Raw genomic sequence first — 12,438 nt, 5'->3', positions numbered from 1 at the left:
CGTCAGGCCTCCGTCACACGGGTGGAGCGGGGCAGGCCCATCACCGCGCCCGGCAGGGCCAGCAGGTGGTCGAGCCCGAGCGGGAACAGCTTCCGGTTCCGCTTCAGTCGCGCCGCGAAGCCTTCCGGCAGGGGTGGTGTCACGCTGCGGCACCCCTCGATCCCCGGCCCTTCCAGCAGCAGAAGCCTTCCACCCTCCTGCCGTGGCAGGGCCAGCACCAGCGTGGTGGAAGCGTCCGGATAGTCCGGCGTGCCCTGGGCGAAGCTCTCATGCGGCGGGCAGCGTGCCGGATCGGCGACCAGGGCGAAGGCGGCCTCCGCCGGGTCCTTCACGATCGGCGCTCCGGTGTGGAAGCGCAGGAACTCCGCCACCGCCGGCACCGCCGCCAGCGGCGCGTCCAGCCAGAGCGGCGCATCCGCATCCGCCAGCGCCAGAGCGATCGCCGCCAGTTCCGGCGTCAGCGGCGCCGGCACATCCGGCAGATCGGACAACGGTTGCAGGCTGCCGGGGCGGGCCAGCGCTTCCATCACGGCGCGGAAGACCCGCTGCGCGTCGAGGACAGGATCGGCGAAGCCGGGCAGCAATCCGGTGACGGCGTTCATCAATCCTCTCCGCGCACCATGGTGAAGAAATCCACGCGCGTCGCGGCCGCCTGCCGCGCCTGCCGCGCCCGCTCGGCCTCTCGCCGCGCGGCGACGGGCCGCAGCGCCGCTTCCACTGCCGAACGATGCGACGCGCTTTGCCAGAGCGCATCCAGCACCGCCGCCTGCCGTGCCCGCGCCGCATCCCGACCCAGAAGGTAGGAGAAGCCGGTCACCCCGCCCTCGATCCTTACCGCGGCACGCGTCACTGTGGCCTCGCCCAGGTTGAAGCGGCGCCCATCGCCCCCGGCGCGGCCCCGCACCATCACCAGCCCGGTTTCCGGCCGCCGCAGCTCCTGCACCCTGGCCTCCATCGGCCCGGCATAGCCCACCGCCGCCAGCGCGCTTTCCAGCTCCGCCCCGGTCGCCGCGGCGCAGAGTGTCATCACCGCCTGCCGCGCTGCCGTGTCGGGGGTGGCTGGCGCCCCGGCCCTGTCTCGTGTTTCGCTCTCTGCCGCCATTGCCCGGAAGCCCCTCTGCGAATATGTCTAGTAGTATAGACATCTCAACAAGACGAGCCAGTGACAATTCGATGATTCATTGCCGATGAACGCGCCCTTCCGCCGTGGCGACGGGATCGCCGCCTGGAAGCGCATAGCCGACGGGCTGGAGGGCGAGATTGCCGCTGGCCGCTTCCGGCGCGGCGAGCGCCTGCCCACGGAGGCTCAGCTCGCCGCCCAACATGGCGTGAACCGCCACACCGTCCGCCGTGCTCTTTCCGCCCTGGCCGAGCGCGGCCTGGTCCGTGCCACCCAGGGCAGTGGCACCTTCGTCGAGGCCCCGCCACTTCGCTATCCGATCGGGCCGCGCACCCGCTTCTCCGAGATCGCCACCGCCGCAGGGCGCGAGGCCTGGGGCCGGCTGCTTTCCGCCCGGGAGATCACCGCCGACCCCGCGCTGGCCGAGGCGCTGGACCTGCCGCCAGGCAGCCCCGTCCTGGAGCTCGACACGCTGCACGAAGCCGATGGCGTGCCCATTTCCACCGGCCTCACCCGCCTGCCCCTGCCGCGCTTCGCCGGCTTCGCCGAGCGCTATGCCGAGACCGGCTCCATCACCCGCGCCTACGCCTCCTACGGCGTCACCGATTACCTCCGCCGCTCCACCCGCATCACCGCGCGCCACGCCACGCCGGAGGAAACCAAGGCCCTCGACCTCGCGCCCGGCCGCGTCGTCCTCGTCCTCGACAGCGTCAACACCGACGCCCAGGGCCGCCCCATCCAGGCCACCCACTCCCGCTTCGCCGCCGACCGCGTCGAACTGTCGGCGTGAGGGGGTGATCGGGCCGGGGCCAGAGGGGCTCTGCCCCTCTGGACACCCCGCCCAGGGACGTTAGTCCCTGGGAACCCTGTGAGCGCTCCGCGAGGAGGGGGGACAGGACACCGGTCGCCGGATGGCATACCGGCGGTCGAATCCCCCTCCTCGCGGAGCGCTCATGGCGGGGTCTCGGGGGCACACTGTGCCCCTGAGCGGAGGGTCCGAGAGGCAGAGCCTCCCGGAGCGCCACGCCCTATCACCTCTCAATGCCCCGACGGTGTGCCGGCGATGGCGGTGCGGAGGCGGCTGGAGAGCGCGTCGATGGCGGCGACCATGACGAGAATGAGGACGACGATCATGGAGACGGCCGGCCATTCCAGGGTGCGGATCATCTCCGAGAGCATGAGTCCGATGCCGCCCGCGCCGACGATGCCGATGATCGAGGAGGAACGGGTGTTGGATTCGAACATGTAGAGCACCTGACCGGCCAGGACGGGCAGGACCTGCGGCAGCACGCCGTAGCGGATGCCGTGCAGCCGGTTGCCACCGGTGGAGGCGACGCCCTCCGCCGCCTTGCGGTCCACCGCTTCGATCGCCTCGGAATAGAGCTTGCCGAAGGTGCCGATATCGGAGGTGACGATGGCCAGCACCCCGGCGAAGGGGCCGAGGCCGACCACGCTGATCCAGATCAGCGCCCAGATCAGTGCGTCCACGCCCCGGATGCCGTCCAGCGCGCGGCGGGACAGGAAATGCACCACGCGGTTGACGGTGGTGTTGCGCGCCGCGAGGAAGCCGAGCGGGATGGCCAGGATGGCGGCGAAGAGCGTGCCTAGGAAGGCGATGGCGAGCGTTTCGGCCAGGAGCTGCAGCATCTGCACGAAGCGCGTCCAGGAGCCCGGATCGGGTGGCAGCATCAGCGTCAGGAAGTGCAGCATCTGCCCCATTCCGGCGAAGACGCGCAGCGGCGAAAGCTCCAGGCGCCAGATGCTGAGGGCGAGGAGCGCCAGCGCCGCGACGGTGATCGCCAGCGCCCGGAGGCGGGAGGGCGGCAGGCGCCGGAAGGCTTGCGGGTGGCGCGCGGCGAGGCCCGGGAGATCCGCCAGCGCGGCGTTGCGGATGGCGCCGCTCATGCCTTCTGCTCCAGTCCGATGAGGTGATGGCGCAGGCGTTCGGTCAGCATGTCGATCGCCATCACGGCCAGGATGATCAGCAGCAGGATGGCCGAGACGTCATTATAGTAGAACTTGCGGATCGCTTCGAGCAGGTCCTGCCCGATGCCGCCGGCGCCGACGAAGCCGAGCACGGCAGCCTGCCGCACGTTGATCTCGAAGCGCAGAAGCGCGTAGCTGGCGAAGTTCGGCAGCACCTGCGGCAGGGTGCCGAAGCGCACCGCGCTCATCCAGCCGCCGCCGGTGGAGCGGATGCCCTCGACCGGCTTCATGTCGATGTTCTCCACCACCTCGGTGCACATCTTGCCCAGCGCGCCGGCGGTGTGGATGGCGATGGCCAGCACGCCCGGCAGCGCGCCGAGGCCGAAGGCGATCACGAAGATCAGCGCGAAGACGATGTCGGGCACGGTGCGGCAGAATTCCAGCAGGCGCCGCGCTGTGCCGCGCAGCCAGCGGTTCCGCACGAGATTGGCGCTGGACACGAAGCAGAGCGCGAAGCCTGCTGCCGCCCCCAGCAGCGTGCCGACATAGGCCATCAGCATCGTATCGAAGAGCAGCAGGCCCCACTTCCGCAGGCCCCAGAACCATTCGCCGGGGCTGGTCCAGACGCGCGCGCCGGTGCTGCTGCCTTCCAGCATGGTGATGCGGTCGAAATAGCCGAAGAAGGCGCCGATATGCCGACCGAGCTGCGCGGGATCGACCTCCGCCACCCAGGCGGAGAGGAGGGCGAGCGCGGCGACGATCAGGAGGGACAGCAGGATCTGGCGCCGCGCGGCCCTGCGGCTCTGCGCGTAGTCGCCCATCAGGCTGGCGAGGCGCGGCTCCGGCAAGCGGGGCAGGGCGATGCTCATGGCGGGGAAGACCTGTTCGAACGGCTGGGCCGCCCGGTCCGGAGACCGGGCGGCCCTTCTGGGCGGCCCAGATGGGAATCCGAGCTTCGGGAAGCCTGCCTCAGGCGCGGCGGCGGAGGCTGTCGACGAAGCGGTTCAGCTCGATGATCGGCTGGTAGGCGCTGTTGTCCACCGGCATCCACGGGCCTGACTTGCCGTCATAGATCTTGTCGAAGGCCGCCTTGTTTTCCGTCGGCATGGCCAGCACGGCGGTACGGATCGCCGTGCGCAGATCCTCCGGCAGGCTGGTCAGATAGGCCATCGGGGAGTTCACGATCTGCTCGGACTTGAAGACGATGCGGAAATCCTCCGCCTTCACCATGTTCTTGCGGGCCATGCGCAGCAGGTTGCTTTCCTGCTCGTCGTTCCACCAGTTCGCGGCCATGTCCACCGTACCCTGCTGCAGGGCGATGATCGCGTTCTCGTGGCTGCCGGTATAGACGACCTTGCCGAAGAACTCGTCCGGCTTGATGCCCATCTTGTCGAGGGAGAAGCGGGGCACGTTGTTGCCGGAGGTGGAGTTCGGGTCCACCAGGCCGAGGTTCTTGCCCTTCAGATCCTGCACCTTCTGGAAGGGCGAGTCCTTCTTCACGTAGAAGACGGAGTAGTAGCCCTTGGTGCCGTCGAGGTTCGTCTCGATGGCGAAGGCCTCGACCTTCGCGCCGGTCATCAGCGCGCGGGCGAAGGAGGAGGGGCCGTAGGAGGCGATGTGGATGTTGCCGGAGCGCTGGCCCTCGATCACCGCCGCGTAGTCGTTGGCGATGCGCAGCGTCACCTTGGTGCCGAGCTTCTTCGACAGGTATTCGGTGAAGGGCGACCAGCGGTCGATCACGCCCGAGGCGTTCTCCGACGGGATGATGGCGAAGACCAGCTCCGGATAGGCCTTGGCCCAGGCGGCGGACTGGGCGCGGGCCAGCGAGGGCACTGCCAGCGGCGAGGCCAGCAGGGCGCCGGCGCCGAGCAGCATGCGACGGTTCAGCATGATCGGATGATCCTTAAGGGTGGGTGTCAGGCATAGGTCCGGGCCACCGTCTGGGGCGGCACCGGCGTTCCGGGGGCAGGGGATGCAGGCGCGGGTTCCGTCGTGCCCATGACGTCCGACGCCTCCAGCCCATAGAGGCGGCGTGCCTCGGCCTCGCCCAGCTCCTGCGGCCCGCCGTCGAAGACCAGCTGGCCGGCGGCAAGCCCCACCAGCCGGTCGCAGTAGCGGCGCGCCACATCGAGCGAATGCAGGTTGCAGAGCACGGTGATGCCATAGCCGCGGTTGATGTGCTGGAGCGTGTCCATCACGATCTGCGTGTTGCGCGGATCCAGCGAAGCGATCGGCTCGTCTGCCAGGATGATCTCCGGCTCCTGCACCAGGGCGCGGGCGATGGCCACGCGCTGCTGCTGCCCGCCCGAGAGCTGCCCGGCGCGCTGCGCGGCGAGGTCGGCGATATCGAACTGCTCCAGCGCCGCCAGTGCCATGGCGCGGTCCTCCTCCGGCCAGAGGCCGAACAGGGCGCGCGGCAGGGAGACCTTGTTCAGCCGCCCGGTGAGCACGTTGGTCAGCACATCGAGCCGGCCGGCGAGGTTGAAGTGCTGGAACACCATGGCGCAGCGCGCGCGCCAGTCGCGCAGCGCCCGGCCCTGCAGCCCGCTCACCACCTGGCCGTTCCAGAGGATGCGGCCGCCGCTGGGCGTCTCCAGCCCGTTGATCATCCGCAGCAGCGTGGACTTGCCGGCGCCGGAGCGGCCGATCACCCCCACGAAGCTGCCGGGACGGATCTCCAGCGACAGCGTGTCCACGGCCGTCTTCGCGCCGTATCGCCGGGACAATCCATCGATGGTGAGCATATGCGGTCCCGTCTTACCCTGTCGGCTGGGGCGGGTAGCGCAGGCGGGTGACGCGGCCGTTTCAAAGCGATGATGGATTCATGACAGAGCCCGGGCGGAATGGTTTGCCGGACCCGGCCAGGAGAGGGGAGATGGCCGGGTTGCGAGGCTCAGTCCCGCAGGAAGTAGGTGTAGCGGTAGATCTCGGACAGGCCGAGGCGGGCGTAGAGGTTCCGTGCCCCGGTGTTGGAGGGCGAGACCTGCAGCCAGGCGGTCGTCGCCCCCAGCCCCGCCGCCCAGGCCGCACCGGTTGCGAGGACGCGCTGAGCCAGACCCCGGCGGCGGAAGCGCGGATCGGTCGCCACGTCGAAGAGGCCGCAGAGCGTCGCATCCGCGACCACATGCGCGCTGGCCGCCGGCACCCCGTCCTCCCGCAGCAGAAGCCAGCAGCCCGGGCGGGCCAGCATGGCGGCTCCGCCGGCCTTTTCCGCACGGCGCGCCTCGGTCTGGTATTCCGCCGTGGCCAGCACGGCGAGCCAGTCCTCCGCCGGGTTGTCCAGGATCTCGACGCCCGTGTCGGCCGAATCGGCCAGGGGCCGCAGCGGGCCGGCCATCACGCAGGCCCCCTCATGCTCCGCATAGCCGCGCGCCAGCAGCGCCTGCTTCAGCCCCGGCGGATCGAGCGGGGTGGAGCGGAAGCGGGCCGGCAGGCCCATCCGGGCGAAGTCGGCCTCCATCCGGTCCAGCCGCGCCTCCAGCCCGGGATCGGGGGAGGGGTCGAGCGAGCAGGCGGCATTGGCCCGTCCGGTGCCATTCAGGAAGCCGCGAAGCACGAAGCCCCCATCCCAGGCCAGGCGCGGCGCTGGAACCGAGGTCAGGGCCGCGCGCTCCAGGGTCAGGACATCGATGGCGGGGGCTTCGGCGGGCAAGGGATCAGGCTCCGGGTGGCTCGGGAATGGCGGGTTTTTCCGGCCTCCCACGACATGGCGGAGGCGGCAAGCGGGGTGACGGGCAGAAATCCCCCGTTTTTCCTGCAAAATCCGCGATTTCTGATTGACGGATGGTGCAACCAGCCTTATCTGTCCCACCGCTTCCCATAGGGGCGGCGGGCCTGCCGGCCTTCGCTGCTCTCCCTCCTCGCACATCGGGACATTGTCGGACGTGCCGCTTCTCGTAAGTCGGGCGCGCCGTTCCGGCAACACAGTCGTCCTGCCCTTGGCCAATCGCTTGGTCAACCGCCAGCCGGACGACTCACCGGGAAGGGTCCCGCCCTCCCTGTCGATGACGGATACGTCCGCCGCATGCATCTTTCCGAACTGAAGGCCAAGAGCCCCGGCGACCTCCTCGCTTTCGCCGAGTCGCTCGAGATCGAGAACGCCTCTTCCCTGCGCAAGCAGGATATCATGTATGCCATCCTCAAGAACCTGGCCGAGAAAGACCAGGCCATCCACGGGGACGGCACGCTGGAGATCCTGCCCGACGGCTTCGGCTTCCTCCGCAGCCCGCAGGCCAACTTCCTGCCCGGGCCCGATGACATCTATGTCTCCCCCACGCAGGTGCGCCGCTTCGGCCTGCGCACCGGCGACACGGTGGAAGGCCAGATCCGGGCGCCGAAGGATGGTGAGCGCTACTTCGCCCTGCTGAAGGTCGAGGCGATCAATTTCGAGCCGCCCGAGGCGCTCAAGCACCGCATCAACTTCGACAACCTGACCCCGCTCTATCCCACCCGCCGCCTGCGGATGGAGAATGCCGAGCTGGAGGCCGCCCAGGCCAACAACAAGGGCCCCACCAAGGACAACACCCACCGGGTCATCGACCTGGTCGCGCCGATCGGCATGGGCCAGCGCGCCCTGATCGTGGCGCCGCCGCGCACCGGCAAGACGGTGATGCTGCAGAACATCGCCAAGTCGATCTCGGCCAATCATCCGGAAGTCTTCCTGATGGTGCTGCTGATCGACGAGCGCCCGGAGGAGGTCACCGACATGGCCCGCACCGTGCGCGGCGAGGTCGTGGCCTCCACCTTCGACGAGCCGGCCACCCGCCACGTGCAGGTGACGGAGATGGTGCTGGAGAAGGCCAAGCGCCTGGTCGAGCACAAGCGTGACGTGGTGATCCTGCTGGACTCCATCACCCGCCTGGGTCGCGCCTACAACTCGGTCGTGCCGTCCTCGGGCAAGGTGCTGACGGGCGGCGTGGACGCCAACGCCCTGCAGCGGCCGAAGCGCTTCTTCGGCGCCGCCCGCAACATCGAGGAAGGCGGTTCGCTCACCATCATCGCCACCGCGCTGATCGACACGGGTTCGCGCATGGATGAGGTGATCTTCGAGGAGTTCAAGGGCACCGGCAACTGCGAGATCGTGCTGGACCGCAAGCTCTCCGACAAGCGCGTCTTCCCGGCGATCGACATCACCAAGTCCGGCACCCGCAAGGAAGAGGTCCTGGTGGAGCGTTCCACCCTGTCCAAGATGTGGGTGCTGCGCCGTATCCTGAACCCGATGGGCACGCAGGACGCGATGGAGTTCCTCCTGGACAAGCTGAAGTACAGCAAGTCGAACCAGGATTTCTTCGACGCGATGAATACCTGACCGGACTGTCCGGTTCCCTTTCCAGCCCCGCCCGGTTCGCCTGGCGGGGCTTTTCGTTTCCGCCGTCAAGCCGCCCCAGTACGGGCAGGCCGGATCGGGCTTTCCGGATAGACCCGGAATTAGGCATTCCTAATTCAGCGTTGAAATGAAGATCATTCGATCATCAAATTTCAGAAATAGAGGCTAAAATTTCGGCAATTCTTTGCCCCGTTGGGGTTTTTGCCGCGCGACAGGAGAGATTAGCCTCTCATGCCCCAGCTGATTCGGGCGCAGTCTCCCGCCCCGTCGCAACAGGAGCCGGAACCCGCGCAATGCCCCGCAACCGGAAGTCCGTGGCAGGCGCCGCCGCCGACTGCTTCCACGCGCTGCGCCGGGGCGAGGGGACCTACGCGATGCAGGTTCGCGAGGCGGGATGATCCGCCCTGTGCAGTGAGGGGAAAGTGACGATGGACGAAGCCCTGGTGACGCGCGTGGCGGAGGATATTCGCCTCTGGACGGGGGTCGCGCTGCCCAACGAGACGGGCCGGCAGATGGCGTCGATGGATATCCCGAAGCTGATCGCGGATTTCGAGGCGCTGCGCGGCACGCTGCGCTTCGAGGACGAGCCCTCCTCCTTCGAGGCGGCGCTGCAGAGCTGCAAGGAGCGCGCGTGATGGACGCCGTGCCGATGGCTCCCCCAATGGCCAGCACGGCGGGTCTCGCCGGCCTGAGCCTCGCCGAGGCCGCCGACGCCTTCGCCCGGGGCGAGGTCACCGCCACCGCCCTGACCCAGGCCTGCCTGGACCGCATCGAGGCGCATGAGCCGGCGGTCAATGCCACCACCTGGATCGAGCGCGAGGCCGCGCTGGAGGCCGCCGACGCCGCCGACAAGGCCCGCGCCGCCGGCACCGCCTCCGGCCCGCTGGCCGGCGTGCCGATGGCGCACAAGGACATGTACTACAAGGCCGGCAAGCTCTCGACCTGTGGCTCCGCCATCCGCGGCGACTTCCGGCCCGACTACACCGCGACCGTGATCGAGCGGCTCGAAGGTGCCGGCGCCATCACCATGGGCGGCCTCAACATGGCGGAGTTCGCGCAGAATCCGACCGGTCACAACCAGCATTTCGGCGACTGCCTGAACCCCTGGAACGGCGACTACATCACCGGCGGGTCCTCCTCCGGCTCCGGCGCCGCCGTCTCCGCCCGCTTCGCCTTCATGGCGCTCGGCTCCGACACCGGCGGCTCGATCCGCCTGCCCGCCTCGGCCTGCGGCGTGGTGGGCCTCAAGCCGACGCAGACCCGCGTCAGCCGCCACGGCGTGATGCCGCTCTCCTTCTCCTGCGACAATGTCGGCCCACTGGTGCGCACCGTGCGCGACTGCGCCCGGGTGATGGGCGTCATCGCCGGCCATGATCCGAAGGACCCGACCAGCGCAAAGGAGCCGGTGCCCGACTACGAGGCCGCGCTGACTGGCGACCTACGCGGCCAGCGCATCGGCGTGGCGGAAACCTGGTTCCTCGACGGCGCCGACCCGGACATCCTGGCCGCCTTCGAGGCCTCGATCGAGGTGCTGCGTGGCCGCGGCGCCACCGTCACCCGCATCCGCCTGCCGGTAATGGAACAGGTCCTGACCTACGGCTCCGTCGTCAGCCGCAGCGAGGGTCCGACCATCCACGCCAACTGGATGCGCGAACGCCCGGGCGACTACGCCAGCCACCTCAGCGGCCGCATGTTCCCGGGCTATGCCATCCCGGCCAGCTACTACATCGAGGCGCTGAGCCGGCGCGGCCCGGTGCTCAAGGCCTTCTGCGACGAGGTCTTCTCGCAGGTGGACGTGCTCGCCATGCCCACCATCCCGCGCAAGATCCCGACGCGCGCGGAATGCCGCATCGACGGCGGCGACCCCGAGGCCATCCGCCGCTTCGGCCTGATCACGCAGAACACGCGGCCGATCAACTATCTCGGCCTGCCCGGGCTGAGCGTGCATTGCGGCTTCGACGATCGCGGCCTGCCCGTCGGCCTCCAGCTCGTCGGCCGCCCCTTCGCCGAGGCCCGCCTCATGACCATCGGCGACGCCTACCAGCGCGACACCGACTGGCACAACCGCGTGCCGGCGCTCGGCGCTGGGTGATCGGGCCGGGTCCAGGGAGGGCTCTGCCCTCCCTGAAACCCACCCGCCCAGGGACGGGCGAAGCAGTGCTTCGCCCCCATGGGAACCCTATGAGCGCTCCGCGAGGAGGGGGAACAGGACACCGGTCGCTATTGGCGCAACGGCGGGAATCCCCTCCTCGCGGAGCGCTCATGGCGGGGTCTCAGGGGGATACTATCCCCCTGAGCGGCCCCTTCTTCAGCAAAGGGTCCGGGAGGCAGAGCCTCCCGGTTCCCAGGCCAGATCATTCAGCCGCGAGCAGAGCCGGAGCGGTGGCGCCCCAGTGGGCCGTGGCTTTCTCGACGGCGCGGCCGACGCGGAGGAGTGTGGCCTCGTCGAAGGGGCGGCCGACGATCTGGGCGGAGAGCGGCAGGCCGGAGGCGGAGAGGCCGGCCGGCATGGAAAGGGCCGGATTGCCCGTGACGTTGAAGGGCATGGTCTGGATCGGCCAGAACATGGGGCGGTCCGGCGGGCAGTCGGCGAAGGCGGGGGCCGGGCCGAGGGCGCAGGCGGTGAGCAGCACGTCGTACGTCTTCAGCGCCTCGCGGTTCACCGCCATGGAGAGTTCGCGGCGCAGGCGCTGAGCCTGGATGTAGTCCGCGCTGCTGATCGCGGCACCGGTGACGATCCGCATGAGGAAGAGTTCGCCGTAATCCTGCGGCCGCTCGCGCAGGTCCTTCTCGTGGATGGCGAAGGCCTCGGCGGTCAGGATCACGCGGCCGCAGGCATTGAAGAGGGAATAGTCGGGAAGCGTGACCTCCTCGACGATCGCGCCCGCCGCTTCCAGTGCCTGTCCGACACGCTCGATCGCGTCATAGACCTCGGGCGAAAGCCCTTCGGCATCGCGGTAGAGGTTGCGCGGCATGCCGACGCGCAGGCCCGCGACGCCATCCTCCAGCCCGCTGCGCAGATCGACGACCGGCTTGTCGGCGCTCGCGGGGTCGAGCGGGTCGAAGCCCGCCAGCATCTCGGTGGTGATCGCCGCATCCTCGACGCTGCGCGTCAGCGGGCCGCAATGGTCGAGCGTGTAGGAAAGCGGGAAGACGCCGCGCCGGCTGATCAGCCCATAGGTCGGCTTGAGGCCCACCGTGCCGCAATAGGCCGCGGGACCGCGGATCGATCCGCCGGTGTCGGAGCCCATTGCCATGCGCACCAGGCCGGCGGCGACGGCGGCGCCGGAGCCGGAGGAGGAACCGCCGGTGATGTGGTCGGTGTTCCAGGGATTGCGCGCGGGCGGGAAGGGGAGGTCGAAGCTCGGCCCGCCCATGGCGAATTCATGCGTCGCCAGCTTGCCCAGCAGCACGCCGCCGCCCGCGGCGAGCTTCGCCGCCACGACGCTGTCCTCGGTGGGGACATTGTCGATCAGCAGCTTGGAATGGCATGTCGTGCGGATGCCGGCGGTGTCGTAGATGTCCTTCAGCGCATAGGGGATGCCGTGCATCGGCCCGCGATCGGTGCCGGCGGCGAGCTCGGCATCGGCCCTGGCCGCATCGGCCATGGCGCGTTCCTCCGTGACCAGCACGAAGGCATGCAGGGCGCCATCGAGCTTCGCGATCCGGTCCAGTGCATGGTGCGTCAGGGCGGCGGAGGTCAGGCTGCCGTCGCGCAGCTTCGCCCCGGCCTCGGCGATGGAGAGGTCTTCCAGCTTCGCGTCGTTCACGGCGCCTGCTCCCGCGTGATGGTGTCCAGCACATAGATCCCCGCCGGCTCGGCCGCGGCGGTGCGCGGCTGGCGCAGGATCGGCATCATCTTCTGCAGGTCGCGATGGGTGGCGAGCACGCCGGCATAGCGTCCCGGCGGCAGGGTGATACCGGCGCGCGCGAGCGCCATATCCAGTTCGGGATCGGTTTCGGTCGTCATGGGGAGAGACTCCGGCAGGGGCCTGTCAGGCCAAGGGAGGAACGGCACGAGGTTACGTCCGCGCCGCCGGTCTGTCGCGCCCAAAGAAATGGCAGG

13 protein-coding genes are annotated in these 12,438 nt (G+C 69.4%); 4 read left to right on the top strand and 9 right to left on the bottom strand.

The window, feature by feature from the left end:
• Positions 1-2 precede the first annotated feature (2 nt).
• Entirely contained in the window at positions 3-602 is a 600-nt protein-coding gene (gene phnH / locus RGI145_RS17300) for a phosphonate C-P lyase system protein PhnH (protein WP_075799342.1), read from the bottom strand.
• Positions 602-1,027 carry a phosphonate C-P lyase system protein PhnG gene (phnG, locus tag RGI145_RS17295; protein ID WP_208863891.1) on the bottom strand — a complete coding sequence of 142 codons (426 nt, stop codon included), beginning with the start codon at positions 1,025-1,027 and terminating at the stop codon, positions 602-604. Before phnG ends, phnH begins: the two co-directional genes overlap by 1 nt.
• Before the next feature lie 160 nt (positions 1,028-1,187).
• Between phnG and phnF the strand changes: the two genes are divergently transcribed.
• Complete coding sequence (gene phnF, locus RGI145_RS17290; RefSeq protein WP_075799340.1) at positions 1,188-1,910, top strand: phosphonate metabolism transcriptional regulator PhnF; 723 nt, start codon at positions 1,188-1,190, stop codon at positions 1,908-1,910.
• A gap of 248 nt (positions 1,911-2,158) precedes the next feature.
• Here the strand turns inward: phnF and phnE (RGI145_RS17285) are convergent, their stop codons facing one another.
• From phnE (RGI145_RS17285) to RGI145_RS17265, 5 genes are all read right to left on the bottom strand, one after another.
• Positions 2,159-3,025, bottom strand: a complete 867-nt coding sequence (gene phnE / locus RGI145_RS17285; protein WP_075799339.1) for a phosphonate ABC transporter, permease protein PhnE — start codon at positions 3,023-3,025, stop codon at positions 2,159-2,161.
• The gene (phnE, locus tag RGI145_RS17280; RefSeq protein WP_075799338.1) at positions 3,022-3,915 is read right to left on the bottom strand and encodes a phosphonate ABC transporter, permease protein PhnE; all 894 of its coding nucleotides are present in this window, start codon (positions 3,913-3,915) and stop codon (positions 3,022-3,024) included. Before phnE (RGI145_RS17280) ends, phnE (RGI145_RS17285) begins: the two co-directional genes overlap by 4 nt.
• A 100-nt stretch (positions 3,916-4,015) precedes the next feature.
• Positions 4,016-4,936, bottom strand: a complete 921-nt coding sequence (gene phnD / locus RGI145_RS17275) for a phosphonate ABC transporter substrate-binding protein (protein ID WP_075799337.1) — start codon at positions 4,934-4,936, stop codon at positions 4,016-4,018.
• A 26-nt stretch (positions 4,937-4,962) separates the two neighbouring features.
• Entirely contained in the window at positions 4,963-5,790 is an 828-nt protein-coding gene (phnC, locus tag RGI145_RS17270) for a phosphonate ABC transporter ATP-binding protein (RefSeq protein ID WP_075799336.1), read from the bottom strand.
• Positions 5,791-5,939: 149 nt separating this feature from the next.
• Entirely contained in the window at positions 5,940-6,698 is a 759-nt protein-coding gene (locus RGI145_RS17265) for a GNAT family N-acetyltransferase (protein WP_075799335.1), read from the bottom strand.
• A gap of 372 nt (positions 6,699-7,070) precedes the next feature.
• Between RGI145_RS17265 and rho the strand changes: the two genes are divergently transcribed.
• The 3 genes from rho to RGI145_RS17250 all read left to right on the top strand — a co-directional run bounded on the left by rho (position 7,071) and on the right by RGI145_RS17250 (position 10,464).
• A complete protein-coding gene (gene rho, locus RGI145_RS17260; RefSeq protein WP_019461381.1) occupies positions 7,071-8,354 on the top strand; it encodes a transcription termination factor Rho in 1,284 nt (427 codons plus the stop codon).
• Between the two features lie 446 nt (positions 8,355-8,800).
• The gene (locus RGI145_RS17255; RefSeq protein WP_075799334.1) at positions 8,801-9,007 is read left to right on the top strand and encodes a hypothetical protein; all 207 of its coding nucleotides are present in this window, start codon (positions 8,801-8,803) and stop codon (positions 9,005-9,007) included.
• Positions 9,007-10,464 (top strand): Asp-tRNA(Asn)/Glu-tRNA(Gln) amidotransferase GatCAB subunit A, encoded by a 1,458-nt coding sequence (locus RGI145_RS17250; RefSeq protein ID WP_083670883.1) that lies wholly within the window; start codon positions 9,007-9,009, stop codon positions 10,462-10,464. The genes RGI145_RS17255 and RGI145_RS17250 overlap by 1 nt, the downstream gene beginning before the upstream one ends.
• A gap of 262 nt (positions 10,465-10,726) precedes the next feature.
• On the opposite strand, the gene RGI145_RS17245 is transcribed toward RGI145_RS17250, so the two are convergent.
• Positions 10,727-12,142 carry an Asp-tRNA(Asn)/Glu-tRNA(Gln) amidotransferase GatCAB subunit A gene (locus RGI145_RS17245; protein WP_075799333.1) on the bottom strand — a complete coding sequence of 472 codons (1,416 nt, stop codon included), beginning with the start codon at positions 12,140-12,142 and terminating at the stop codon, positions 10,727-10,729.
• Positions 12,139-12,342: a hypothetical protein gene (locus RGI145_RS17240; protein WP_027280855.1), complete on the bottom strand. Its 204-nt coding sequence runs from the start codon at positions 12,340-12,342 to the stop codon at positions 12,139-12,141. Before RGI145_RS17240 ends, RGI145_RS17245 begins: the two co-directional genes overlap by 4 nt.
• Positions 12,343-12,438 lie beyond the last annotated feature (96 nt).

Source organism: Roseomonas gilardii (assembly GCF_001941945.1).
Taxonomy (GTDB): domain Bacteria; phylum Pseudomonadota; class Alphaproteobacteria; order Acetobacterales; family Acetobacteraceae; genus Roseomonas.
Note: the sequence above shows the minus strand (reverse complement) of the source record. Positions and strands in the feature narration are given on the sequence as shown.

What these genes read in the sequence shown, in the direction of transcription:
- phnH (WP_075799342.1), bottom strand. Translation starts at nt 602, where the DNA reads ATGAACGCCGTCACCGGATTGCTGCCCGGCTTCGCCGATCCTGTCCTC.
- phnG (WP_208863891.1), bottom strand. Translation starts at nt 1,027, where the DNA reads ATGACACTCTGCGCCGCGGCGACCGGGGCGGAGCTGGAAAGCGCGCTG.
- phnF (WP_075799340.1), top strand. Translation starts at nt 1,188, where the DNA reads ATGAACGCGCCCTTCCGCCGTGGCGACGGGATCGCCGCCTGGAAGCGC.
- phnE (WP_075799339.1), bottom strand. Translation starts at nt 3,025, where the DNA reads ATGAGCGGCGCCATCCGCAACGCCGCGCTGGCGGATCTCCCGGGCCTC.
- phnE (WP_075799338.1), bottom strand. Translation starts at nt 3,915, where the DNA reads ATGAGCATCGCCCTGCCCCGCTTGCCGGAGCCGCGCCTCGCCAGCCTG.
- phnD (WP_075799337.1), bottom strand. Translation starts at nt 4,936, where the DNA reads ATGCTGAACCGTCGCATGCTGCTCGGCGCCGGCGCCCTGCTGGCCTCG.
- phnC (WP_075799336.1), bottom strand. Translation starts at nt 5,790, where the DNA reads ATGCTCACCATCGATGGATTGTCCCGGCGATACGGCGCGAAGACGGCC.
- rho (WP_019461381.1), top strand. Translation starts at nt 7,071, where the DNA reads ATGCATCTTTCCGAACTGAAGGCCAAGAGCCCCGGCGACCTCCTCGCT.
- RGI145_RS17255 (WP_075799334.1), top strand. Translation starts at nt 8,801, where the DNA reads ATGGACGAAGCCCTGGTGACGCGCGTGGCGGAGGATATTCGCCTCTGG.
- RGI145_RS17250 (WP_083670883.1), top strand. Translation starts at nt 9,007, where the DNA reads ATGGACGCCGTGCCGATGGCTCCCCCAATGGCCAGCACGGCGGGTCTC.
- RGI145_RS17240 (WP_027280855.1), bottom strand. Translation starts at nt 12,342, where the DNA reads ATGACGACCGAAACCGATCCCGAACTGGATATGGCGCTCGCGCGCGCC.